Annotated in this window: 24 protein-coding genes, 2 tRNA genes and 2 pseudogenes; 20 read left to right on the top strand and 8 right to left on the bottom strand. The window is 65.1% G+C overall.

The window, feature by feature from the left end; all coding sequences use genetic code 11:
- The first annotated feature begins 129 nt into the window (after positions 1 to 129).
- The 5 genes from NG701_RS18550 (at position 130) to NG701_RS18530 (ending at position 2,612) form a co-directional block, all read left to right on the top strand.
- Positions 130 to 201 (top strand) — tRNA-Thr (locus NG701_RS18550).
- Between the two features lie 62 nt (positions 202 to 263).
- Positions 264 to 337, top strand: a tRNA-Met gene (locus tag NG701_RS18545).
- 138 nt (positions 338 to 475) lie between these two features.
- The gene (gene yidC / locus NG701_RS18540) at positions 476 to 1,258 is read left to right on the top strand and encodes a membrane protein insertase YidC (RefSeq protein WP_252569660.1); all 783 of its coding nucleotides are present in this window, start codon (positions 476 to 478) and stop codon (positions 1,256 to 1,258) included.
- 123 nt (positions 1,259 to 1,381) lie between these two features.
- On the top strand, positions 1,382 to 1,939 hold the full coding sequence (locus NG701_RS18535; protein ID WP_252569657.1) for a dihydrofolate reductase family protein: 558 nt from the start codon (positions 1,382 to 1,384) through the stop codon (positions 1,937 to 1,939).
- Between the two features lie 16 nt (positions 1,940 to 1,955).
- Positions 1,956 to 2,612, top strand: coding sequence for an SDR family oxidoreductase (locus NG701_RS18530; RefSeq protein WP_252569653.1), 657 nt, complete (start codon positions 1,956 to 1,958; stop codon positions 2,610 to 2,612).
- Between the two features lie 48 nt (positions 2,613 to 2,660).
- Here NG701_RS18530 and NG701_RS18525 read toward each other — a convergent pair whose 3' ends face one another.
- Positions 2,661 to 3,863, bottom strand: coding sequence for an ROK family transcriptional regulator (locus NG701_RS18525; protein ID WP_252569651.1), 1,203 nt, complete (start codon positions 3,861 to 3,863; stop codon positions 2,661 to 2,663).
- Between the two features lie 132 nt (positions 3,864 to 3,995).
- Between NG701_RS18525 and NG701_RS18520 the strand changes: the two genes are divergently transcribed.
- The 6 genes from NG701_RS18520 (at position 3,996) to NG701_RS18495 (ending at position 10,235) form a co-directional block, all read left to right on the top strand.
- Positions 3,996 to 5,390: an ABC transporter substrate-binding protein gene (locus NG701_RS18520; protein WP_252569648.1), complete on the top strand. Its 1,395-nt coding sequence runs from the start codon at positions 3,996 to 3,998 to the stop codon at positions 5,388 to 5,390.
- 26 nt (positions 5,391 to 5,416) lie between these two features.
- Positions 5,417 to 6,355, top strand: a complete 939-nt coding sequence (locus tag NG701_RS18515; RefSeq protein WP_252569645.1) for a carbohydrate ABC transporter permease — start codon at positions 5,417 to 5,419, stop codon at positions 6,353 to 6,355.
- Positions 6,355 to 7,239 (top strand): carbohydrate ABC transporter permease, encoded by an 885-nt coding sequence (locus tag NG701_RS18510; protein WP_305884426.1) that lies wholly within the window; start codon positions 6,355 to 6,357, stop codon positions 7,237 to 7,239. The genes NG701_RS18515 and NG701_RS18510 overlap by 1 nt, the downstream gene beginning before the upstream one ends.
- 50 nt (positions 7,240 to 7,289) lie before the next feature.
- Complete coding sequence (locus NG701_RS18505) at positions 7,290 to 9,002, top strand: glycoside hydrolase family 13 protein (RefSeq protein WP_252569642.1); 1,713 nt, start codon at positions 7,290 to 7,292, stop codon at positions 9,000 to 9,002.
- Between the two features lie 81 nt (positions 9,003 to 9,083).
- Positions 9,084 to 10,052 (top strand): aldo/keto reductase, encoded by a 969-nt coding sequence (locus NG701_RS18500; protein ID WP_252569640.1) that lies wholly within the window; start codon positions 9,084 to 9,086, stop codon positions 10,050 to 10,052.
- 33 nt (positions 10,053 to 10,085) lie between these two features.
- Positions 10,086 to 10,235 carry a hypothetical protein gene (locus NG701_RS18495; protein WP_252569637.1) on the top strand — a complete coding sequence of 50 codons (150 nt, stop codon included), beginning with the start codon at positions 10,086 to 10,088 and terminating at the stop codon, positions 10,233 to 10,235.
- A 583-nt stretch (positions 10,236 to 10,818) separates the two neighbouring features.
- On the opposite strand, the pseudogene NG701_RS18490 reads toward NG701_RS18495, so the two are convergent.
- The 5 genes and pseudogenes from NG701_RS18490 to NG701_RS18470 form a co-directional block, all read right to left on the bottom strand.
- Positions 10,819 to 11,449, bottom strand: a pseudogene (locus NG701_RS18490) (cation diffusion facilitator family transporter); the annotation flags it as partial.
- On the bottom strand, positions 11,446 to 11,772 hold the full coding sequence (locus tag NG701_RS18485; protein WP_252569635.1) for an ArsR/SmtB family transcription factor: 327 nt from the start codon (positions 11,770 to 11,772) through the stop codon (positions 11,446 to 11,448). The gene NG701_RS18485 and the pseudogene NG701_RS18490, both read right to left, overlap by 4 nt.
- A gap of 114 nt (positions 11,773 to 11,886) precedes the next feature.
- Positions 11,887 to 12,009 carry a hypothetical protein gene (locus NG701_RS21485; protein WP_374208712.1) on the bottom strand — a complete coding sequence of 41 codons (123 nt, stop codon included), beginning with the start codon at positions 12,007 to 12,009 and terminating at the stop codon, positions 11,887 to 11,889.
- A gap of 235 nt (positions 12,010 to 12,244) precedes the next feature.
- Positions 12,245 to 12,595, bottom strand: coding sequence for an ArsR/SmtB family transcription factor (locus NG701_RS18475; RefSeq protein ID WP_252569632.1), 351 nt, complete (start codon positions 12,593 to 12,595; stop codon positions 12,245 to 12,247).
- 111 nt (positions 12,596 to 12,706) lie between these two features.
- Positions 12,707 to 13,447, bottom strand: coding sequence for an aquaporin (locus NG701_RS18470; protein ID WP_252569630.1), 741 nt, complete (start codon positions 13,445 to 13,447; stop codon positions 12,707 to 12,709).
- A 45-nt stretch (positions 13,448 to 13,492) separates the two neighbouring features.
- Here NG701_RS18470 and NG701_RS18465 point away from each other — a divergent pair, with 45 nt between their 5' ends.
- From NG701_RS18465 to NG701_RS18425, 9 genes and pseudogenes are all read left to right on the top strand, one after another.
- Positions 13,493 to 14,167 (top strand): arsenate reductase/protein-tyrosine-phosphatase family protein, encoded by a 675-nt coding sequence (locus tag NG701_RS18465; RefSeq protein ID WP_252569629.1) that lies wholly within the window; start codon positions 13,493 to 13,495, stop codon positions 14,165 to 14,167.
- A 149-nt stretch (positions 14,168 to 14,316) separates the two neighbouring features.
- A complete protein-coding gene (locus NG701_RS18460) occupies positions 14,317 to 14,739 on the top strand; it encodes an arsenate reductase ArsC (RefSeq protein ID WP_252569627.1) in 423 nt (140 codons plus the stop codon).
- 38 nt (positions 14,740 to 14,777) lie between these two features.
- Entirely contained in the window at positions 14,778 to 15,755 is a 978-nt protein-coding gene (trxB, locus tag NG701_RS18455) for a thioredoxin-disulfide reductase (RefSeq protein WP_252569624.1), read from the top strand.
- A 179-nt stretch (positions 15,756 to 15,934) separates the two neighbouring features.
- A complete protein-coding gene (locus NG701_RS18450) occupies positions 15,935 to 17,314 on the top strand; it encodes an FAD-dependent oxidoreductase (protein WP_252569622.1) in 1,380 nt (459 codons plus the stop codon).
- A gap of 58 nt (positions 17,315 to 17,372) precedes the next feature.
- Positions 17,373 to 18,044, top strand: coding sequence for an arsenate reductase ArsC (locus NG701_RS18445; protein ID WP_252569619.1), 672 nt, complete (start codon positions 17,373 to 17,375; stop codon positions 18,042 to 18,044).
- A complete protein-coding gene (locus NG701_RS18440; protein ID WP_252569616.1) occupies positions 18,041 to 18,463 on the top strand; it encodes an arsenate-mycothiol transferase ArsC in 423 nt (140 codons plus the stop codon). Before NG701_RS18445 ends, NG701_RS18440 begins: the two co-directional genes overlap by 4 nt.
- A 145-nt stretch (positions 18,464 to 18,608) precedes the next feature.
- Complete coding sequence (locus tag NG701_RS18435) at positions 18,609 to 19,472, top strand: HpcH/HpaI aldolase/citrate lyase family protein (RefSeq protein ID WP_111906681.1); 864 nt, start codon at positions 18,609 to 18,611, stop codon at positions 19,470 to 19,472.
- 32 nt (positions 19,473 to 19,504) lie between these two features.
- Positions 19,505 to 20,445, top strand: a pseudogene (locus NG701_RS18430) (DUF2797 domain-containing protein).
- Positions 20,446 to 20,467: 22 nt separating this feature from the next.
- Positions 20,468 to 20,692 carry a DUF3188 domain-containing protein gene (locus tag NG701_RS18425; RefSeq protein ID WP_252569614.1) on the top strand — a complete coding sequence of 75 codons (225 nt, stop codon included), beginning with the start codon at positions 20,468 to 20,470 and terminating at the stop codon, positions 20,690 to 20,692.
- Here NG701_RS18425 and NG701_RS18420 read toward each other — a convergent pair.
- Complete coding sequence (locus tag NG701_RS18420; RefSeq protein ID WP_252569613.1) at positions 20,682 to 22,343, bottom strand: SulP family inorganic anion transporter; 1,662 nt, start codon at positions 22,341 to 22,343, stop codon at positions 20,682 to 20,684. The genes NG701_RS18425 and NG701_RS18420 overlap by 11 nt on opposite strands.
- Entirely contained in the window at positions 22,340 to 22,717 is a 378-nt protein-coding gene (locus tag NG701_RS18415; RefSeq protein WP_252569610.1) for an ArsR/SmtB family transcription factor, read from the bottom strand. The genes NG701_RS18420 and NG701_RS18415 overlap by 4 nt, the downstream gene beginning before the upstream one ends.
- Positions 22,718 to 22,777: the final 60 nt, after the last annotated feature.

Here is a 22,777-nt window from a genome sequence, read left to right as displayed (position 1 = left end):
CCCTGGGCCGGTTTATGGGTCGTCCGGAGGGCCCAGAAAGCCCGAATTTCCGGCACTTTTGGCGCCGCGGGCGTCGTTCTGGAGCCGATTTGTTGGTGGCCAAATCTTCGGGTAGAGTATTTACTCGTTGCCCCCCTAGCTCAGTGGTAGAGCGCGTTCTTGGTAAGAACGAGGTCACCGGATCGATTCCGGTGGGGGGCTCTGGATGAGGGCCTGTGTCAAGGCGGTTTTTGACCGGCTTGGCGCAGGTTTTTCTCATTCGTGGCGGTGTAGCTCAGTTGGTTAGAGCGCACGACTCATAATCGTGAGGTCGGGAGATCGAGCCTCCCCACCGCTACAGGCTAAGCCCCCGGAATCCACGGATTCCGGGGGCTTTTCTGTTCCCCCGCACGACGGTGTGTTTGCGGCGGTGCGAGGCCGTGACAAGCGCTCCTTTTCGCCGTAGCTTTGCTGCACATGGCGATGGGGGATATCAGTGGACTTCTTCGGAACAATCATGGGTCCGTTCAATTGGATTGTGTCCGCCATCATGGTCGGGATCCATGACGTCCTGAGCACCATGGGCATGCCTGCGGCAAGCGGCTGGACGTGGACTTTGTCCATCATCGGCCTCGTGCTGATCATCCGTGCCGCCCTGATTCCGGTGTTCCTGCAGCAGGTCAAGGCCCAACGCCGGATGCGGCTCCTGCAGCCGGACCTGAAGAGGCTGCAGGAAAAGTACAAGGGCAAGACCGATCAGCTGTCCCGGCAGGCCATGGCCCAGGAACAGATGGCCCTCTACAAGGAACACCGGACCAACCCGCTCTCCGCCTGCCTGCCGATGCTCATCCAGGTGCCGTTCTTCTTCGCGCTCTTCCAGGTCCTCTCCGGCATCCCAGCCGCAGCCAGGGAAGCCCGCGGCATCGGAGCGATGACCCACGAACAGGCTGTGCAGTTCGACGAATCAAGCATTTTCGGCGCCCCGCTGTCAGCGTCCGTGCTGCACGGCAGTGGTGGCGACCCCGCTGCGGTCGCAGTATTGACCATCCTGATGATCCTGGCCATGACGGCCGCACAGTTCATCACGCAACAACGCATCGTGGCCCGGACCGTGCCTGACGAAGCCGCAGACAATCCCCTCGCGCGCCAGCAGAAGGTGATCCTGTATGCCCTGCCGCTCGTCTTCGGTGTGGGCGGCGTCCTCTTCCCGATCGGCGTCCTGATCTACTGGACTACCACCAACCTCTGGACCATGGCGCAGCAGTTCACCATCAAATGAGGGGTGAGGTTTCGACGCTAACGGCCGCCCGAAGCGCTGAAACCTCACCCCTCACCGCGGGGCGGGCACCCCGCGGCCGCTACAGCCTACCCATCCGCTGCCGACGGCGGCACAATGGGCCGCATGGGCCGGCTCATCTACTCAGCAATCGCGTCACTGGACGGATATGTCGCGGACCGCAACGGCAACTTCAGCTGGAGCGAGCCGGACGAGGAAGTCCATACGTTCGTCAATGATCTCGAACGCGATGTGGGCACCTACCTTTTCGGCCGCCGCATGTACCAGGTCATGTCTGCGTGGGAAACCTTCGATACCCCCGATCAGCCGGACTACATCCGGGACTTCGCGCGGATCTGGCAAGGGGCAGACAAGGTTGTCTACTCCACCACTCTCACCGCCGCATCCACGGCCAAGACCAGGATCGAGCGGACCTTTGTTCCCGACGCCGTCCGGGACCTCAAGAACGCCACGGACGCGCACATCAGCATCAGCGGCCCCACCTTGGCCGCTGCGGCGCTCAACGCCGGGCTGGTGGACGAATGCCGCATGTTCCTCAATCCGGTGGCCGTGGGAGGAGGCCTGCGCTTCCTGCCGGACGGGCTGGGCCTGCGGGTGGAACTCCTCGAAGAGCACACCTTTGGAAACGGCGTGGTCTACCTCCGCTACCGCACACGGGCATAAGGGGCAGAATGGGGTCATGACCAGCATCGTTATCATCGGCGGCCACGGCAAAGTGGCTCTCCACCTGTCCACGCTTCTTACAACCGAAGGTCACAGCGTCACGTCCATCATCCGCAACCCGGACCATGCCGCCGACGTCGCGGCTACCGGCGCTACGCCGTCGGTCCTGGACGTTGAGAATTCGACGACGGCGGCAATCGCCGATGCCCTCAGGGGCCATGACGCCGTGGTCTGGTCTGCAGGGGCCGGGGGAGGAAGCCCGGAACGTACCTATGCGGTGGACCGGGACGCGGCCATCCGGTCGATGGACGCGGCGGCGGAGGCCGGCGTCGGGCGTTATGTGATGGTGTCCTACCTGGGCGCGGGGCCGGACCATGGCGTCCCGGCGGAGAACAGCTTCTTTGCCTACGCAGACGCCAAGGCGGCGGCGGATGAGTACCTGCGCGGCACCGCACTGGCCTGGACCATCCTGGGTCCGGGGACGCTGACCGACCAGCCGGGGACAGGGCTCATCGAAGTGGACCCCGGAACGGACGGCAGCGGGGCAACCTCCCGCAGCAACACGGCCAGTGTGGCCGCCGCGGTGCTTGACCTGCCCGAAACGGCGGGGAGGACCATCGAATTCCGTGACGGTACACTTCCGATTGCGGCCGCCCTGGAGCCGCAGCCGTAGCCGAGGGGCCGGCCGCGACGCTGGAATAACACCGTTGGAGCACGCAGCTTAGGTCGGGACTGCGAGCTCCAGATCCAGGGTGTTCTTTTCCACGTAGTCGAGGGCGCACCGCACGGCTCCCACGGTCACGATTGAATCGCCCAAGGGCGAGACCGCGACCCGCGGGGGAGTGGCGGTGTACTTGGTCAGGTGCCTGGCGATCGGCTCGAGCAGCACGCCGGCGGAGTTCGCTACGGCCCCGCCAATAACCACGAGTTCGGGGTTGATCATGGTGGCGACGGCCCCGATGACCCTGGCCATCCTGTCGGCCAATCGTTCAAGGATCTTCAGCGCCACGGCATCGCCGTCCGCGGCGGCCGCAAAGACGTGCTCCGCTTCGGCGCCACTGGCGGCGTAGTCCCGAAGCGACGTCTTGACCTTGCCCGCAAGCGCCTCTGCGGCCCACCTCCTGGCCAGTGCGGCGATACCGTAGGTATCTCCCACTCCCTCCAGCATGTCGAGGAAGGCAAGCTCGCCGGCGCCTCCGCCGCGGCCGTGCAGCAGCCGTCCGCCGTCGATCACGCCCGAACCGAGGCGCTCACTTGCGAGGATGACCACGACGTCGTCCACGCCGGCAGCGGCGCCCCGCCAGCGGTCGCCCAAGGCGGCCAGGTTCGCATCGTTTTCCAGCAGCACCGTCCAGCCGCGCCGATCCCGCAGCGCAGACTTCAGGCCGACGTCGAACAGTCCCCAGAAGTGCTGCGTCACCAGCACCTCGCCGTTGCGGTCCACCGGCGCCGCAATGCCGGCGCAGACGGCAAGGACGGAATCCGGGGAGGCTCCCACGCTGTGGAGGGCCATCATGGCGGTGCGGTCAATGACGGCGATGCGTTCCTCGGCCGGGATGTCCGCTTCCGCGAAGGGTTGGCTGGACCTGCCGACGGCCTTTCCGCGAAGGTCGGACACCACCACGGTGGCCTTGGAGACACCCACGTCCATGCCCAAGACGTAGCCTGCGCGTTCGTTGAGCTCGAACCGACGTGCCGGCCTGCCTTTCTGGTAGCCGCCGAATGCCCGCTGGTTTTCCAGCTCCCGGATCCAGCCTCGGTGCATGAGGTCCTCGCACACGGATATGGCCGTGGCCCGGGTCAGTCCGGTGGCTTCCATAACGTCGGTGACCGTTACGGCCTGCGAGGCGCGCATGAAATCCAGCACGGCTCCGGCACTCACGCGCCTGAGCAACTGGGGCGTTGCGACGGAAATTTCGGACATGGTGTTGACCCCCTGTGTTCTGCACCACATAATACTTGAGAAACTAAATTTAGATTCAAAATCAACAATGCTTGCCAGGTGGGTCGGACGGCCGCCGAACCACCGGCCTTCTCCAAGTCCTTCACTCAGCCTTTGCAAAGGAGCAACCGTGAACCGCATCCCGAAGCACTGCCCGCCCTCACTATCGTCCTCTCCCCGCCACCCCCGTACGTCGGCCCCCGTCCTGTGAACGGCGCTGTGGCCGCAACACTGCCCAGCAGGCGCTCACTGTTCCGGGCGGCCGGCCTGGCCGGAGCAGCTGCCTTCCTTCCCCTCACCGGCTGCGCCGCCGGCACAGGGCAGCAGGCTGGCGTCACCACCCTGCGGTTTATGCAGAACAAGCCTGAGGTAGTGGACTACTTCAACCACGTGATCAAGGACTTCGAAGCACTGAACCCGGATATCCGGGTCATCCAGGACTTCAATGAGGGCAACTTCGTCCCCGGTCTGGTCCGCAACGATCCGCCTGACGTCGTGACCCGGGGATTCGCCACCGAAACGGCGGAGTTCGTCCGGAAGGGAATCTTCGCCGACCTGTCCGGCCTTCCCGTGGCCAAGACCATCGATCCGAAGTTCCAGGACCTCATCAGTTCCTGGGGACAATACAAGGGGCACGAAACCAGCGCCCTGCCGTTTTCCATTGCCGCGGCCGGGGTCATCTACAACCGGGACCTCTTCGCGGCCCACGGAGTGGCTGTTCCAACCACATGGGACGCCTTCATCGCCGCGTGTGAGACCTTCAAGGCAGCACGCATCACACCGATCTACGGGACGTTCAAGGACGCCTGGACCCTCCGCCAGGGTGCCTTCGACTACGTCACCGGCGGAATGCTGGACGTCGGGGGATTCTTCAGGGACCTTGTGGCCAAGGGGGCCAACATCTCGCAGTCCGCCCCCGAGTCATTCAGCAATCACTACCGCTCCTCGCTGCCAAAAATCCTGCAGCTTGCGTCCTACTCACAGAACGGGGCGGCCAGCAAGAACTACTCTGACGGAAATGCCGCCTTCGGCAAGGGCCAGGCCGCCATGTATCTGCAGGGGCCGTGGGCGCTCTCCCAGCTGGTTCAGGCCAACAAGGACATCAAGCTGGGCACCTTTCCGCTGCCGGTCACCAACGACCCGGACCAGACCAAGGTGCGCGTCAACGTGGACATGGCACTCTCCATCACCCGTAACACGCGGAAAAGGGCCGCTGCGGAGAGGTTCCTCAACTACCTGCTGGAACCGTCTGTGGTCAACACGTACAACGAGAAGAACGCAGCGTTCTCTCCGCTGCTGGGTGCCCCTGCCGTGAGCAACCCCCATCTCCGCGGTGTTGCCGCCCACGTGGCCGAAGGCCGCTACTACCAGGGCGCCGGAACATACTTCCCGCCGTCGGTCCCCATGAACAACTACATCCAGTCCTTCGTCTTCAACAAGAACGGTGAACAGTTCCTGACCACGGTCGACGACGAATGGCGCCGCGTCGCCGAGCGGACAGCGGTCTGATGCCCACCCCGATCCCAGGAGCCCCCATGACCGCAACTGCCCTGCCGGCTGAGACAACCCCGGCCGCGCACAACGACCCCGCCCGTGCGCCCGCTGTCCGGTCCAAGCGCCGGATCGACCCCACCTACTACTGGATGGTAGTGCCGGTCCTGGCGCTTTTCGCCTTCTTCATCACCCTGCCAGCGCTGGTTGGTGTGTTCTTCAGCCTTACCAACTACGCAGGCTACGGTGACTGGAAGTTCATCGGACTGTCCAACTACGTCAACATCTTCAAGGACCCGGCAATCCTGCAGTCCTACATCTTCACGTTCGTCTTTGCCCTGACTACCACAGTGGTGGTCAACATCGTGGCCCTGGCGATCGCCCTTGGACTGAATGCGAAAATCAAGTGGCGAACCGGCATCCGCACCGTGTTCTTCATCCCCATGGTGCTCTCAGCCCTGGTGGTGTCGTTTGTCTTCAACTACCTGTTCTCCAACACCCTGCCGGTGCTCGCTGAACGGTTCGGCCTAACGCCGCTTGCCACCAGCATCCTGGCCAACGAAAACCTCGCCTGGCTGGCCATTGTGCTGGTCACGGTGTGGCAGGCTGCGCCCGGGGCGACCATCATTTACCTCGCGGGTCTCCAGAGCGTGCCCGCCGAAGTCTACGAAGCCGCGGACCTGGACGGAGCAGGCAGTTTCCGGCAGTTCCTCAGCCTCACCCTGCCCCTCATCCTCGGTTATCTCGTCATCAATGTGATCCTCGGCTTCAAGGGATTCCTGGGGACCTACGAGATCATCGTGGGCCTCACAGGCGGCGGACCCGGCATGGCAACCCAGTCAGTGGCCATGCGCATCTTCTCCGGCTTCACGGGTGGCGACTATTCCTACCAGATGGCCAACGCGGTCATCTACTTCCTGATCACTTTGCTGATCTCCGTCATCCAGCTGCGCCTCATCCAGCGCCGGGGGGTATCACTGTAATGACCTCATCACTACTTCCACAGCGCAGCGCCCGCGTCCTCACAAGACGCCCGTCCGGCCGCGAGGGCTTCAAGATCAACTGGTGGCTCACCGCCCTGATGCTGGTGGCCTCGCTGACTGTCCTGCTTCCGCTGTACTTCACCGTGGCCATGGCGCTGAAAACACCGGACCAGATCGGCACCGGGACCGGGCTTGCCTGGCCGAACCCGCTGAACTGGGAGAACTTCGCAGAGGCATATGTTGCCACGAACTTCCCCCGGGCCTTTATGTCCACGGCATTCGTCACCGTCTTCAGCGTCCTGGGCTCGTTGGCCTGTAGCTCGCTGGTTGCCTACGCCATCGCGCGGAACTGGAACCACCGATTCTTCCGCGGCTCCTTTGTGTACCTTCTGTCCGCCATGTTCATTCCGTTCCCGGTGATCATCCTGCCGCTGATCAAGCAGACGGCATTGCTCGGCCTGGACAACCCGGCCGGCGTCGTCTTCCTGCACGTGCTGGGCGGAATCTCGTTCAACGCGCTGCTGTACATCGCGTTCGTCCGCTCCATCCCGGTGGAGCTGGAGGAATCGGCCCGGATGGACGGTGCCACCACCTGGCAGGTGTTCCGCAAGATCATTTTCCCGCTGCTGGCCCCCATGAACGCCACGGTGGGCATCTTCGCCTTCCTGGGCTCGTGGAACGACTTCCTGCTGCCGCAGATGATGATCGCCGACCCGGCCCTGCAGACCCTCCCCGTGGTCCAAATGCTGTTCCAGGGCGAGTTCAACACCAACTACAGCCTCGCGTTCGCGTCCTACCTGATGGCCATGGCACCCACATTGGTGGTTTACATCCTGGCCCAACGTTGGGTACTGTCCGGAGTCATGCGCGGGGCCGTTAAATAGCCAGACTTATCCACCCAAGAACAACGCAAACAAGAGAAAAGGATCATCCTTTGTCCACCACTGCCACGCTGGCAACCCTGTCCGATTCCGACCGTCTGGCCGATCCCAACTGGTGGCGCCAGGCCGCGGTCTACCAGATCTATCCGCGCAGCTTCGCCGATTCAAACGGTGACGGCATGGGTGACATCAAGGGCATTACGGCCAAGGTCCCGTACCTGAAGGAACTGGGGATCGACGCCGTGTGGCTCAGCCCTTTCTATCCGTCAGCCCTGGCCGACGGCGGCTACGATGTGGACGACTACCGCGACGTGGACCCCAAGCTGGGCACGCTGGCGGACTTCGACGAGATGGCCAAGGCGCTGCACGCCGCCGGCATCAAGCTGATCGCCGACATCGTCCCCAACCACTCTTCGAACCGGCACGAATGGTTCAAGGAGGCGCTCGCCTCGCCGAAGGGTTCCACCGCGCGTGAGCGCTACATCTTCCGTGACGGCAAAGGACCCAACGGCGAATTCCCGCCGTCGGACTGGGACTCCGTCTTCGGCGGACCGGCCTGGGAACGCATCACCGAGCCGGACGGCACCCCCGGCCAGTGGTACATGCACATCTTCGCCAAGGAGCAGCCGGACCTGAACTGGTCCAGCCGCGAGGTCCGCGATGACTTCCTCAAGACCCTGCGCTTCTGGTCCGACCGCGGCGTGGACGGCTTCCGCGTGGACGTGGCCCACGCCCTCACCAAAGACCTCACCGAGCCGCTGCTCTCCAAGCTGGAACTGACTGCGGCCAACACCGGTACCGACGGGTTCGACGACGGCTCGCACCCGTTCTGGGACCGCGACGACGTGCACGACATCTACGTCGAATGGCGCGAGGTATTCAACGAATACAACCCGCCACGCACCGCCGTCGCCGAAGCATGGGTGCACGCCACCCGCCGCGCCCGCTACGCCAGCCCTGAGGGCCTGGGCCAGGCCTTCAACTTCGACCTGCTTCAGGCCGACTTCGATGCCGAGGATTTCCGCGAAATCATCACCCGTAACCTCGCCGAGGCTGCCGCGACCGGTGCTTCCTCCACCTGGGTTTTCTCCAACCACGACGTCGTCCGGCATGCCACGCGCTACGGCCTGCCCAAGGCGTCCAAGGGCAAGAAGCACGCCAAGGGCCAGGACGGCAAGGGCTGGCTGCTGGCCGGCGGCCCCAAGGAGGAACTCGACGTGGACCTTGGCGAGCGCCGTGCCCGCGCCGCCACCTTGCTGATGCTCGCTGTGCCCGGCTCGGCCTACCTGTACCAGGGCGAGGAACTGGGCCTGCAGGAAGTGGCGGAGATTCCGGACTCCGAGCGCCAGGATCCCGCGTTCTTCCGGAACAGGGGCGTTGAGGTGGGCCGTGACGGCTGCCGCGTTCCCCTGCCGTGGAAGGTTGAAGGGACCTCCTTCGGCTTTGGCGACGGCGGCGCGCACCTGCCGCAGCCGGACTGGTTCAGCAAGTACGCGGTGGAGGCGCAGGACGGCACCGACAACTCCACCCTGGAGCTGTACCGCACGGCCCTGAAGCTGCGCCGCGAACTGCAGGCCGGCGAGGAGCTGGAGTGGGTGGAGACCGGCAACCCGGAGGTCCTGCACTTCCGCCGCCCCGGTAGCTGGCAGTCCGTTACCAACTTCGGGGACGCCGCCGTCGACCTGCCGGCAGGCACTGTCCTGGTCAGCAGTGCCCCGCTGACGGACGGCAAACTGGGCGCCAACAGCACTGCCTGGCTGCGCTGACATAACCCAAGATCAAACAGGTGGCGGGGCCCGGCCGGGCCCCGCCACCTGTGCGTCTGCCCCTCATGAAAGAGTGAAGCAATGACCCAACGCAACGTTCCATCCTCCGCGCAGGAACTCATCTACGGCTGCATGGGCCTGGGCGGCAATTGGTCCGACGAACCGCATCAGGTGCAGCATGTGGACGAGGCCGCTGCCGCCGTCGAGGCCGCGCTGGACGCCGGCATCACGCTGTTCGACCACGCGGACATCTACCGCGGCGGCAAGTCCGAGGCAGTATTCGGCGAGGTCCTCGCGGCAACGCCCGGCCTGCGTGACCGGATCCGGCTGCAGACCAAGTGCGGGATCCGGCTGCGCGAACGCGGGCTGGCCACACACTATGACCTCAGCCGGGAATCCATCCTGGAACGCGTGGACTGCAGCCTGAAGAGGCTGCAGACGGACTATGTGGACGTCCTCCTGCTGCATCGCCCGGATCCCCTGACGGACCTGGCGGAGGTGGCGGCCGCCGTCGGGCAACTGCTGGCCGACGGCAAGGTACGGGCGCTAGGGGTGTCCAACATGTCCGGCGCGCAGATCAAGGCGTTGCAGGAGCGGCTGGAGGTGCCCGTGGTGGCCAACCAGCTGGAGATGAGCCTGCTGAAGCGGGCCTGGCTGGAGAGCCAGGTCCTGGTGAACCATCCGGAGTCGCTGGACTACAGCTTCCCGCAGGGGACCCTGGAGTACTGCAGCAGCAACGGCGTTACCGTGCAGGCTTACGGTGCGCTGGCGCAGGGGTTGTACACGGGGGCAGTTCCGGAAATACCGACGGCGGCGGAGACTGCCGCGGCCGCGATGGTTGCGGAGCTTGCCGGTCAGTACGGCACCACGGGGGAGGCCGTTCTCCTGGGGTGGCTGATGAAGCATCCGGCCGGCATTGCGCCCGTGATCGGCACCGTGAATCCGGCGAGAATCGCGGCCTGCGCGGACGCCGCCCGCGTGGCGGAGGCCATGACCCGGGCCGACTGGTACGGGCTGTGGATTGCGGCGCGGGGCAGCAACCTCCCCTGAGGCGAAGCCTTTAGGAGTTGGCCTATACCGGGAGTGCGGGATAGCGACGTCGTCGGTGCCGTGGGCGGCGGAGAGGAGCAGGATGACGAGGAGCAGCAAACCGGCCGCCGCTCCGATCAGTTGCGCCACGTCGAAGCCCTACACGTCGTCGTGGGGGACGTCAAGTGCGTGGCTTGGGCTTAGGGCGAGGGCGCAATGCGACCCAGAGCCCGCATCTCCGGCAAATGTAGGCGGGTTCGGCACCGAGGGCATGAAGCTTCTCGCGCTGCATTGTCCGGCCGCAGCTGGAACACTGATGGTAAGTGTCAGAGGCCATGGTTCGTCAGTGCTTCCGTCACCTGATCGACGGTCGGAACGCCGGCAATACCATCTGGCGTGGGGTAGATCCTGCACGCTAAATCGCTGGCCGGCGCCGCGTCCGGGAAGATGTCGGCCCCGTCTGCTGTGATCGTCGGCGAACCGGCAAATCCGGTCCCGGCAATATCTGCTGGAGTTTTGATGTGCCGCATATGGACGCGGATGTCCCGGCGCCCCAAGGCGGCGAGGGCGGCTTCCACCCGCTCGAGTGCTGTTTCCATGTTCGGGCAATTATCGATGTGGAGCAGTTCTATTCTCACGTTGTCCTTGTCCTTGTCCTTGTCCTTGTCCTTGTCCTTGTCCGGGCCGCAGCAGCCGGAAGCATCGCTTTGCTCAACATCCGACTTCCGGGATGCCGGTTCGCCAAAATCGGTCCGTCCGGTGACGTTTTTGCTGCCGGTGCCCGGCTCGTGGACGGCGCAGCAGGTGTCTCCCTTCCAAGCGTTGAGACCCTCACGGGCGGCGATCCCGGCGATGACCAGCGCCGCGCCGGCGTCTGCCCACCACCATCCCAGTGCGCTGTTGAGAACCAGGCCCACCAGCAGAACGGCGGAGAGATATGTGCACAGCAGGGTCTGTTTTGAATCTGCGACCGCCGTTCGGGAGCCAAGTTCACGGCCCGCGCGGCGTTGAAGCCAGGACAGGACGGGCATGATGGCCAAGCTCAGGGCAGCGATCACGATACCGGGAGTGGAATGCTGTGCCTGGCCGCCTCCGGACAGGGCCCTGACCGAGTCCACGGAGACGAACAGCGCAAGGGCGAAGAAGGAGATCGCGATGATCCGCAGGGTTAGGTGCTCTCGCCGTTCCGGGTCCCGCGCGGAAAACTGCCAGGACAGCGCGACTGCGGAAGCGACCTCGATCACCGAATCAAGGCCGAAGCCGACGAGGGCCGAGGAGTCGGCCAGGTTGCCCGCCCACAGCGCGACGACGGCCTCAATGACGTTGTAGGTGATCGTCGCGGCCGCGAACAGGCGGATTCGGCGGCTTAGAACAACGCGGCGGCCGGCCGCAGGCGTACTGTGAATTGCCGTGGTCACACCAGGCACGTCCCATCTGGGGCACAGCAGGCAGGATCCACGGCCAGCACTACGCCCAACAGATCCAAGATCGCGTGGCCCAGCCGGGCATCAGCGAGCTCATACCGGGTCCGCCGGCCGTCCGGGACAGCCACCACCAGGCCGCAGCCCCGCAGGCATGTCAGGTGATTGGACATGCTCTGCCGTGAGACACCCAACGAATCGGCCAGGTCCGACGGGTATCCGGGCGCATCCTCCAATGCCAGCAGAATCCGGGCCCGGGTAGGGTCGGAGACCGCGTAGCCGAACCGGGCCAGCACTGGGGCGTGTACGAGGGTTTCCATATACCCAAAGTACATCCAAGTGTGTATTCACGCAATCGTGTACTCAAAGCGGAGATTCAGGCCATCATGGCATTGCCTGCGCATGGCGGCCTTTGGCTGGCTTTCGTCCTCCGTTCAGATGGCGGGGGAGTGGCGCTCGATCAGGAGGGTGTCCCGCCACTGGCCGGCGCGAGGGCCGTGTGGCATTCGGGCGATGCGGTTTCTGCGCCCGACGATGGTGAAGATGGAGTGTTCCACTACTCCTGCATAGGCCGGCCGGGAGGAGGCGGGCGAAACCGCGGCCCAGCCGAGGACCTCACCTTCGCTGGATACTGCGACATGGCGGTGGCCGGGCAGCTTGGACTGGTCGAAGGAGTCCCAGTCAGGGGCTTGGTTTCGAAGGTGGCCTGCCCGGTGTCGATACCTTGCTGGTAAATCCGTCGGATGGCCGGCCAGTCGGACTGCTCCATGTTCTGCAAGGCCACCGGGTAGGTCATAAATTGGCCAGGATGCCGGCGGCGTCGTCGAGGGCTCCGGGAACGAGAGAGTAGTAGGCCCACGTGCCACGCTTTTCGCGGTGCAGCAGCCCTGCCTCCACCAAAATTTTCAGGTGGTGGGAAACCGTTGGCTGGCCCAGGTCCAGGGGGTCGGTCAGGTCGCACACGCAGGACTCGCCCGAGGATTCGGCCTTGACGATGGAAAGCAGCCGCAGCCGGTTCGGATCGGCCAGCGCCTTGAAGACCAGGGCTTTCTGCTTCGCCTCCTGGGCCCCCAATGCGGGCGGACCTGCCGGGATGCAGCAGGCGTCATCCGTGGCCTGATCGATTACGGGCAGCAAGTTCATGTACCTATTATGCCCGAATATTGACCATCATCAATGTATTAATCCCGCCGCTCGACCCGGAAGTGGCTACGCTCCGGAGGCTTGCCCGCCGTCGGACCGGTCGACGAAGTCTTAGGAGCTGGTCTTTTCCGTGGCGTGCGGAAGAACGACGTCGTCCGCGTTGCGCGCCACGGAGGGGAAAAGGGCGAGTAGGAGCCCCAAGCCTACGGCCGCCCCGAGCAGTTGCGCCACCACAAAGCCGGGAACTGAAGCGGGTGCGATGCCGGCGAAGGTGTCACTGAAGATGCGGCCGACCGTCACGGCGGGGTTGGCGAACGACGTTGAGGACGTAAACCAGTAGGCGGCTCCAATGTAGGCGCCCACGGCCGGAGCTGCGAGGGTGCCCCGGTTTGTGGCCGCCAGGGTGAAGATCAGCAGGACGAGCCCTGCGGTGGCGACAACTTCGCCCAGCAGCTGCCCGGTGGTGGCGCGGTCCTTCACCGAGATGGAAGTGCCCACCTCGAACATGGCGTTGGCCACCACGCTGCCGCTGATTGCACCGACGGTTTGGGCAACTACATATGTGCCCAGGTCCGGAAGTGTCAATCCGGTTCCGCTGCGCCGGCCGAGGACCCAGTCCACGAGCGAGACCACGGGGTTGAAATGCGCGCCGCTGATCGGGCCGAAGACGAGGATCAGCACCGTCAGACCCAGAACCGTGGCGGTGCTGTTCTGCAGCAGCTGCAGGCCGATGTCGCTGGGGGAGAGCTGCTGTGCCATGATCCCCGAGCCAACGACGATCATGACGAGCAAACTGGAACCGAGTAGTTCGGCGAAGGCGCGGCGCCACAACGGCGGTTGTTGAGAAGTCATACCAACAGCTTGACTCAAGATATTTACTCAGTCAAAATTGAATCAATGAACATTGACCCAGTTGAAGTTTTCCGCGCGCGGGTCGCCAAGCATGCGGCCCTGGCGGATCCCGCGCGGCTGCGTATCGTGGACCTGCTGACACTGGGGGATCTTTCCCCTACGGAGCTGCAGGCCGAGCTCGGGATGCCGTCGAACCTGCTGTCGCACCACCTGCGCACACTGGAAGCCGCGGGCCTGGCGACACGCCACCGTTCGGAGGCGGACAAGCGCCGCAGCTACATCCGGCTGGCCGCAGGGGCGTTGGAGGGATTGGCCCCCGGCCGCGAACACGGCGCCCGCCGTGTCCTCTTCGTCTGCACGCGCAACAGCGCCAGGTCCCAGCTGGCCGTCGCACTCTGGAATCAGGTCAGCGACATCCCCTCGACTTCGGCGGGCACCCATCCGGCGGACCGCATCGCCCTGGGTGCCATTGATGTCGCGAGTCGCCACGGCGTTGCTCTCGCGGACCTTCCCCCGCGCCGGCTCGATGAAGTGGCGCACGATGATGACTTCGTCGTGACCGTATGCGACAACGCCCACGAGGAAATCCTCAACCTGGGAGGGATCCATTGGTCTGTTCCGGATCCACTGCGCCTAAACACGGAGGATGCTTTCGAGGGCGCCTTCACTGACATCTTCCACCGCGTTTCCGGCCTCGCGCCCCGACTGCATGCTGCCTGATAGTCTACGCCCGTAAATATTGACAACCATCAATATATTGTCCGATACTGCATACATCGACGCATATCAATGTCTAGCCGGTGTGGGTGGTGCGGACACGACGACCTCATCAAAACTGATCCACACGCAACTGATTCCAGGAGAAACACGTGAGCACCGAAACCGCCAAGAAGCCTTCCGTCCTTTTTGTCTGCGTCCACAATGCCGGCCGTTCCCAGATGGCCGCTGCCTTCCTGACCACCCTCTCCAGGGGCGGGATTGAGGTGCGTTCCGCCGGTTCCCAGCCTGCGGACAAGGTCAACCCGGCCGCCGTCGAGGCCATGGCCGAACTGGGCATCGACATGTCTGCAGAGATCCCCAAGGTCCTCACCACCGAGGCCGTGAAGGAGTCCGACGTCGTGATCACCATGGGCTGCGGCGACGAATGCCCCTACTTCCCCGGCAAGCGCTACGAGGACTGGGTCCTGGAAGACCCGGCCGGACAGGGCGTGGAGTCTGTCCGCCCCATCCGTGACGAGATCAAGACGCGCATCGAAGGACTCATCGAGTCCCTGATCCCGGCCGCCAAGTAACCCACCCCGCGCATTTTCAAGCACCAGGAGAGACCAACGTGAGCACCGATCAGTTGATCATTATCGGCTCCGGCCCTGCCGGCTATACGGCGGCCATTTACGCCGCCCGCGCGGGACTCAACCCGCTGGTCCTGGCCGGCTCGGTCACGGCTGGCGGCGCCCTGATGAACACCACCGAGGTGGAGAACTTCCCGGGCTTCCCGGGCGGTATCCAGGGCCCCGAGCTGATGGACGGGCTGCAGGAGCAGGCCGAAAAGTTTGGCGCCCGCATCGTGTTCGACGACGTCATGGAAGTCACGCTGACGGGGCACCTCAAGCGCGTGGTCACCGGATCCGGCGAGACCCACGAGGCACCCGCCGTCATCCTGGCCACCGGCTCCGCTTACAAGGAGTTGGGCCTGCCGGAGGAGAAGAAGCTCAGCGGCCACGGCGTGTCCTGGTGCGCCACCTGCGACGGCTTCTTCTTCCGCGAACAGGACATCATCGTGGTGGGCGGCGGCGACTCCGCCATGGAGGAAGCCACCTTCCTGACCCGCTTCGCGAAGTCCGTGACCGTCGTTGTGCGCAAGGACGAAGTCCGGGCCTCCCGGATCATGGCCCAGCGCGCCAAGGACAACCCCAAGATCAGCTTCGCGTGGAACTCCGCCATCACGGCCATCCACGGTGATGCCAAAGTCACCGGCGTCACCCTCACCGATACACGCACCGGGGAGACCCGCGAGCAGGCCGCCGCCGGGATCTTCGTTGCCATCGGCCACCTGCCGCGGACCGAACTCGTCGCCGGACAGGTTGACCTGGATGCCGAAGGCTACATCAAGGTCGACTCGCCCACCACCGTCACGAACCTCACCGGCGTGTTCGCCTGCGGCGACGCCGTGGACCACCGCTATCGCCAGGCCATCACAGCAGCCGGCACCGGCTGCGCGGCAGCCCTCGACGCCGAACGCTACCTCGCCGCGCTGGAAGATGCGGACAGCATCGCCACCGCACTGGTCGAAGAGCCGATCCACGCCTGACCACCGGGAAAGGGGAGGGGGTGAACTGGATGGACACCGATTGCTGCACCGATACGGGCTGCTGCGACGAGGACGATCTGGACTGCTGCTGGACAGCGCCGCCCCGGCCTGCCGGTCCCACAAGGCTCCGGCAGGCACCCCGATCGAACCGCACACCAACGGATGAAACAGAGGACAGCATGGATCCAGTAAAGAACCTTCCCGTCGCAGTCATCGGCGCCGGCCCCGTCGGTCTTGCTACCGCAGCCCACCTGCTCGAACGCGGCCTCGAGCCGCTGATCTTCGAGGCAGGCCCGACGGCGGCATCCGCCATCGAACAGTGGCGCCACATCCGGCTGTTCTCACCCTGGCGGTTCAACCTCGACGCCGCGGCCGTGCGTTTGCTGGAGGACGCCGGTTGGGAAACCCCTCGCCTGACGGCACTGCCTTACGGCGGGGAACTGATCGACAATTACCTCGCCCCGCTGGCTGCAACCCCGGAGATCTCCTCCCGGCTCCAGACCAGCGCACGCGTCATTGCCGTTACACGCCAGGGCATGGACAAAACCCACGTCCGGGACCGTGACGCCACCCCTTTCACCGTCCGGGTCGAACACGACGGCGGTGAAATCCGCGACCACACCGTGGCGGCCGTCATTGACGCGTCCGGCACGTGGTCCACCCGCAACCCGCTCGGAACTTCCGGGCTGCCCGCCATCGGTGAAGACACGGCCGCCGCCCGGATCTCCTCGCCCCTGCCGGACGTCACAGGACGGGACCGCACCTCCTTCGCGGGCCGCCGCGTCCTGGTCGTGGGCGCCGGGCACTCGGCCGCGAACACACTGATCAATCTGGCAGACCTCGCCAAGGAGGAACCCGGAACCACCATCCTGTGGGCCGTGCGCGGAGCATCCGCTGACAAGGCCTACGGAGGCGGCGACGCCGACGGCCTGCCCGCCCGCGGCCAACTCGGAGCCCGGCTCCGCCGACTCGTGGAGGCCGGAACAATCGAACTGCACACCGGCTTCGGGATCGCTGCCTTCAAGAGCCTGGACTCCAGCGTGAGCGTCGAAGCCGTCGACGGACGCACTCTGGAAGCGGACATCATCGTCCCCTGCACGGGCTTCCGGCCGGACCTGGTCAGCCTGCACGAACTCCGGCTCAACCTTGACCCCGCTGTCGAAGCACCCGTCGAGCTGGGCCCTTTGATCGACCCCGAATTCCATTCCTGCGGCACGGTCAAGCCGCATGGCGCCAAGCTTCTCGCCCACCCGGAAAAGGACTTCTACATCGTCGGCATGAAGTCCTATGGCCGTGCGCCGACCTTCCTGCTAGCTACCGGCTACGAACAGGTCAGGTCCGTCGCTGCGGCACTCTCCGGCGACCAGGCCGCGGCGGACACTGTCCACCTTGAACTGCCCGAAACCGGGGTTTGCTCCACCGACGCCGGCACCAGCTGCGACGTCCTCGCGGCCTCAACAGCAGACACTGACGGATCGGCGGAGAGCGGCTGTTGCGCCGCCCCGGAACCGGTCCTCGTTGGATTCCCCACCGGGCTGGCTCACGGCCGCTCCGGGTAACACTGACCACAACCAACCACGACGCACCGTTCCAGACGCACGCCAAGGGAGTATTGCCATGACCGAACACCAGAAAACGACGCTGGGATTGCAGGACAATACTGAAATCCTGCACCGGATCAGCGAACGCCTCGCCGAGCGTTTCACCGGGGTGTTCGCCGTCGAGACGGTCGAACGCTACGTCTTCGAGTCCTACACGGCCTTGGCCCGGACAGCGAAGATCAGCGCCTACCTGCCTGCCACCACGGAACACTTCGCCAACGACCGGCTGGCCGCCCTGGCCAAATCCAAAGGGTCGGTGGTCTCCGAGGTCCCGGAGGTCCTGTTCGTTTGCGTGCAGAACGCCGGGAGGTCACAGATGGCTGCCGCGCTGCTCAATGTTGAAGCCAAGGGCAGGATCCGCGTCCGGTCGGCAGGCTCCATGCCGGCAGCTGAGCTGGATCCAACCGTTGTGACTGCAATGTCCGAAATGGGCTTGGACATGGGCAAGGACTATCCGAAGCCACTCACGGACGACGTCGTGCGGGCATCTGACGTCGTCATCACCATGGGCTGCGGTGACTCATGCCCCATCTACCCCGGGAAACGCTATGAAGACTGGGACCTCACCGACCCCGCCGGTCAGTCCCTGGAGACGGTCCGGGTCATTCGCGACGAAATCCAGGCGCGCATCAAAACCCTCGTCGGCTCACTCCTGGCCGCAGAACAGAAAGAAAACATCAACTCATGACCGAAAGCACCAAGACTCCCCGTATCCTGTTCGTCTGCAGCAAAAACGGCGGGAAGTCCCAACTTGCGGCCGGTCTCATGCGGGACCTTGCCGGGGATGAGGTCACCGTTTACTCGGCAGGCACTAAACCGGGCAGCCGCCTGAACAACGAGGCCGTGGAATCCCTGAACGAACTCGGCATCGACATCACCGGGGAACACCCTAAGCCCGTCACCGACGAGGTGCTTGACGCCGTCGACGTCGTGATCGTCCTGGGCACCGAAGCCAAGCTCGAAGCCCGCGAAGGCACCCGCTTCGAAATTTGGGAAACCGACGAACCTTCCACCCGGGGCATCGAAGGCACGGAGCGCATGCGCCTCGTCCGCGACGACATCAACGCCCGCGTCCGAAAGCTCCATGCGGAACTCACAGGGAACTAAGCCTGTCCAAACCAGTGATTGAGCTTGTCGAAACCTGGGTCTCGACAGGCTCGACCACCGGCGCTGGCCGGTCGTATCTGTATTGTTCGGCACGTCCGGCGCCATGGCTTAGCGCTGGCAGTGCCCGGGCAGATACGGTAGTAGCATGACGTCACCCACCGCCACCGAGACATTACGCCCCAAGCGCAACATCCCAGCAGAAATCGCCCGTTCGTGGCTTCTGGTCAACGCGATGAAAACCGACCTGTTTGACCAGTCGGCTGTTTCGCGCGCTGACTCGATCATCCTGGACATCGAGGATGCCGTGGACCCGTCGCAAAAGGACGAGGCGCGCGGACACGTGATTGACTGGCTCAGCGGCGGCGGCCAGGCCTGGGTCCGCATCAACGACGCCACCAGCCCGTTCTGGGCCGATGACCTGGCGGGGCTGCGCGGTACCCCGGGCCTCCTTGGTGTGATGCTCGCGAAGACCGAATCAGCTGACCAGGTGACCGAAAGCTTCCACCGGATGGACGGCAAGACTCCTGTCATCCCGCTCGTGGAATCGGCGCTCGGCATCGAGGAAGCCAACCACATCGCCAAGGCCCAGGGCGCCTTCCGCCTCGCCTTCGGCTCCGGTGACTTCCGCCGCGACACCGGCATGGCGGCCACCCCGGAGGCCATGGCTTACCCGCGCGCGAAACTGGTGGTTGCCAGCCGCGTCGGCAACCTGCCGGGCCCCATCGACGGCCCCACCGTCGGCACCAACCACCCCATCCTGCGCGAGCAGACCGGCATCACCGTGATGATGGGGATGACCGGCAAGCTGTGCCTGGCCATCGACCAGACGAACGTCATCAACGAGGTCATCAGCCCCACCCCGTCGGACGTCGCCTGGGCAACGGATTTTATGTCCGACTTCGAGGCCAACGGCCGCGTCATCCGTGACGGCTCGGACCTGCCCCGCCTGGGCCGCGCTGAAAAGATCATGAAGCTCGCGGTAGCGTTCGGCGTGCAGCCGGCGCTGTAGCGCTACCCGTACACCCAAGCACAGGAGACCCCGTGACCGATACTCGCTATCTGGTTCACGGGGTCTTTTGGGATGGCGCCCCGGCGCAGACGGTAAGGCACGACGGCGGCAGCCCGGTTCTGCGCCTCCAGTCACCGTCCGGGGATCTCCGCGAGGTCAGCCTCGAGGCGGGCGCCAGGCTCGGTTTCGCGGTGGCCGATCACGGCAGGTTCTGCCTGGGGCACTACAAGGTCCACTCAGCCAGTAGCCGAGACCGCATCCTGTGCCCGGCCAGCGCCCGCGCCGTGAAGGGCAAGCAGTGCGAACGCTGCTTTGTGCTGGACGATTCCCGCCTCATCCACGATTTCCACGGGGTGGCCGTGTTCCGGACGGGCTGCGAACTTATCTTCTGCAGGATCACTGGCTCTACGTGGCCACGTTCGCCGGCGGCGCCAGCAAGGTGGGCACGGCGTCCCACCTGAGGAAATGGAACCGGCTCGCGGAACAGGGAGCGGTGGTTGCACGGTACGTTGCCAGGGCCGAGGACGGCCGGGTGGTTCGGCTCCTCGAGGACATGGTGACGCGCGAGGCCGGCCTGGCGCAGCAGGTCCGCTCCGCCGCCAAAGCCGAGGCCCTGGCGGGGCCATTGCCCGCGGCCGCCCTGGACGGCATCAATGAACGGCACGCGGCGGCGGTCCGCACGCTGCTGGGCCAGGCCGCCGTCGAAGGTTTCAGCACTGTGGACGAACTGTGGGTGCGGCCGGCGCAGGCGGCAGGGCTCTGTGCCTCCACGGCGCGCCACACCTACCCGCATCCGTTGGAGCAGGGAAAGCACGGCTTCGGCATCACCGCGCTGAGCGGGACCAACGCCCTCGCCAGCGTGGCCGGAACGGACGCGGCATTTGTGGTGAACCTTGGCCGGCTGGCTGCCCGGACCATCGTCCTGGGGGACTTCGCCTCGGAGGTGCCGGCCGTGCAGGAATCGCTGTTCTGAACGTGCTCGGTAGACTGTCACGGTGCTCAAAGAATTCTGGGAGTCAGCGCCCACCTCGTACAAAGTCCTGGTCTTCGGCGCCATGGGCCTCATCGCCGTCGGGATCATCCTGAACCTGGTGGGCAACAACACCAACAACCGTGACCTCGCCCTGGCGTCCCTTGCGGTCATCGGCCTAGGCCTGGTCCTGCACATTGCCGGGATTGTGGTCCGCGGCCAGACGATCCGGAAGAACCTCAAGCGTTAGCGGCAGCGTGCCGGAGCACGTGGCTGCGGGCGTGCTCCACAGCCTCGGGCAGGGACGTGAACAGGTGCTTGTGATGCCGCAGCGAGCGGATTACCCCGACGTTGGTCACGAGGTCGAGGTGTTGCGGCTGGACGCCCTTCAGCAGGACTGTCACGCCGCGCAGCTCCAGCGCCGAGATGACCTCCACCAGCGTGTGGGCCCCGGTGGCGTCGAGCATCCGCACCTGTGACAGCCGGATGATTGCCACCTGGATGTCCCGGACCTGGCTGATTTCCTGCAGGACGCGTTCCGCGGCGCCGAAGAACATGGCCCCGTCCAGCCTGAAGACCGCGATGTGCTCGTCCCCCTCCTCGCGCGGTCCCGGAATCTCCTCACGCTTCACGCCGCTGAGCGACGCGAACTTCCGCAGCGTGAAGAGGGCCGCGGCGACAAGCCCGATCTCGATGGCCACGATCAGGTCGAAGGCCACGGTGATGAGCGCCGTCAGGACGAAAACGAAGGCGTCGGCGCGGGTGGAACGCATGATGGCGGTGACCGTGTGCCTTGAAACCATGCGGGTTGCCGTGACCATCAGGATCCCGGCCAGGACCGCCAGCGGGATCTTCCCGACCAGACCGGCCGCCAGGTAGATGATGGCCAGCAGCACGAGCGCGTGAACAATCGCGGAGAGCCTGGTCTTGGCGCCGGAGCGTACGTTGACCGCGGTCCGGGCGATGGCACCCGTGGCCGGCATGCCGCCGAAGAACCCCGCCGCAACGGAGGCCAGTCCCTGCCCCATGAGCTCCCGGTCCGGGCTGTAAGCCCCGGAGGGCCTCCCGTCAGGGCCAACCATGCCGGCTGCCACCCGTGCGGACAGCAGGGACTCGATAGCGGCCAGCATCGCGATGGACACCGCGGGCATCAGCAGCCCGCTCAGCGCTGCCGGATCAAGGGACGGCATCGACGGTGCGGACAGGGAATGCGGCAGGACGCCGATCCGTGGAATGTCCAGCTGCAGCAGCTCGGCCGCCACTGTGGCCAGCAGCACTGCGATCAGGCTCACGGGCAGGGCTTTGTTCAGCCTCGGGAGCAGGAGCATCACGGCGGCCACACCCACCACGACGCCGAGCGTCTGAAGAACGGCGGGCAAGGTGGCCTGGGAGGCGCTCTCGAAGGCGGCCAGCAGTGTGTTGTGGCCCGGTATCCCCGCGGTGCCCGTGGCCATGGGGACCTGCTGGAGGAAGATGATCGCGGCGATGCCGAGCGTGAAACCCTCCACCACCGGCCACGGGATGAAGGCCACCGCCCGGCCCAGCCTGCTGATGCCCAGGATGGCCACCAGCAGCCCTGCGATCAGGGAGACCAACGCGATGCTTCCGGCGCCGTGCGTGGCGACGACCGGGGCCAGCACCACGACCATCGCGCCGGTGGGGCCGGAGACCTGGACGTGCGAGCCGCCCATGACCGCAGCCACCAGGCCGGCCACGACGGCGGTGATGAGTCCGGCTTCGGCGCCGACGCCGGAACTCACTCCGAATGCCAGGGCCAGCGGCAGGGCCACGATCCCCACGGTGATGCCGGCCAGCAGATCCGTTTTCCAGGACGAGCGCAGCCCGTCATAGTCACGGCGGGACGGCAGGAACCGGCTGAGATGCGCCAGACCGGCACTCATGAATCGGAACCCTTCAGATGCTCGCTGGGCAGTCCCTGCGCGAGTTTGAGCTGTTCGTTGGACTCGGCCAGGCTGTCGAGGAGGAAGGTCCGGGCGATGGCCAGCAATTCGGCGATCTTCGGATGGGCCAGCCGGTAAGTCACGGTGTTTGCGGAACGGACCGAGGTCACCACCCCGTGCCGGCGGAGGGTGGCGAGATGCTGGGAAAGGTGGGATGCCTCGAGGCCCGTCTCGGACAGCAGGTAGCTGACGGTCGCCGAGTTGTCCGGCGCCGCGGACAGCAGTTCGAGCACACGGATCCGCGCCGGGTGGGCGAGGGCCTTGAACAGGTTCGCCTTGATCTCGTACAAGGGGGTTTGTGCTGTCGAAATCATCGTTGCCTGTGCTTTCTCGTCACCGCGGAGTGGGGGGACGGGCCATGAATTGATGAATTG

This window comes from Pseudarthrobacter cellobiosi (genome assembly GCF_023913815.1).
In the GTDB taxonomy this organism is placed as follows: Bacteria; Actinomycetota; Actinomycetes; order Actinomycetales; family Micrococcaceae; genus Arthrobacter; species Arthrobacter cellobiosi.
The sequence above is the reverse complement of the archived record's forward strand: the minus strand, read 5'-3'. Positions and strand labels throughout refer to the sequence as shown.

Bases quoted from the DNA above. Each gene is read 5' to 3' on its own strand.
- NG701_RS18535 (WP_252569657.1), top strand. From the start codon at position 1,382: ATGGGCCGGCTCATCTACTCAGCAATCGCGTCACTGGACGGATATGTC.
- NG701_RS18530 (WP_252569653.1), top strand. From the start codon at position 1,956: ATGACCAGCATCGTTATCATCGGCGGCCACGGCAAAGTGGCTCTCCAC.
- NG701_RS18525 (WP_252569651.1), bottom strand. From the start codon at position 3,863: ATGTCCGAAATTTCCGTCGCAACGCCCCAGTTGCTCAGGCGCGTGAGT.
- NG701_RS18515 (WP_252569645.1), top strand. From the start codon at position 5,417: ATGACCGCAACTGCCCTGCCGGCTGAGACAACCCCGGCCGCGCACAAC.
- NG701_RS18510 (WP_305884426.1), top strand. From the start codon at position 6,355: ATGACCTCATCACTACTTCCACAGCGCAGCGCCCGCGTCCTCACAAGA.
- NG701_RS18500 (WP_252569640.1), top strand. From the start codon at position 9,084: ATGACCCAACGCAACGTTCCATCCTCCGCGCAGGAACTCATCTACGGC.
- NG701_RS18485 (WP_252569635.1), bottom strand. From the start codon at position 11,772: ATGGAAACCCTCGTACACGCCCCAGTGCTGGCCCGGTTCGGCTACGCG.
- NG701_RS18475 (WP_252569632.1), bottom strand. From the start codon at position 12,595: ATGAACTTGCTGCCCGTAATCGATCAGGCCACGGATGACGCCTGCTGC.
- NG701_RS18470 (WP_252569630.1), bottom strand. From the start codon at position 13,447: ATGACTTCTCAACAACCGCCGTTGTGGCGCCGCGCCTTCGCCGAACTA.
- NG701_RS18465 (WP_252569629.1), top strand. From the start codon at position 13,493: ATGAACATTGACCCAGTTGAAGTTTTCCGCGCGCGGGTCGCCAAGCAT.
- NG701_RS18450 (WP_252569622.1), top strand. From the start codon at position 15,935: ATGGATCCAGTAAAGAACCTTCCCGTCGCAGTCATCGGCGCCGGCCCC.
- NG701_RS18445 (WP_252569619.1), top strand. From the start codon at position 17,373: ATGACCGAACACCAGAAAACGACGCTGGGATTGCAGGACAATACTGAA.
- NG701_RS18440 (WP_252569616.1), top strand. From the start codon at position 18,041: ATGACCGAAAGCACCAAGACTCCCCGTATCCTGTTCGTCTGCAGCAAA.
- NG701_RS18435 (WP_111906681.1), top strand. From the start codon at position 18,609: ATGACGTCACCCACCGCCACCGAGACATTACGCCCCAAGCGCAACATC.
- NG701_RS18420 (WP_252569613.1), bottom strand. From the start codon at position 22,343: ATGAGTGCCGGTCTGGCGCATCTCAGCCGGTTCCTGCCGTCCCGCCGT.
- NG701_RS18415 (WP_252569610.1), bottom strand. From the start codon at position 22,717: ATGATTTCGACAGCACAAACCCCCTTGTACGAGATCAAGGCGAACCTG.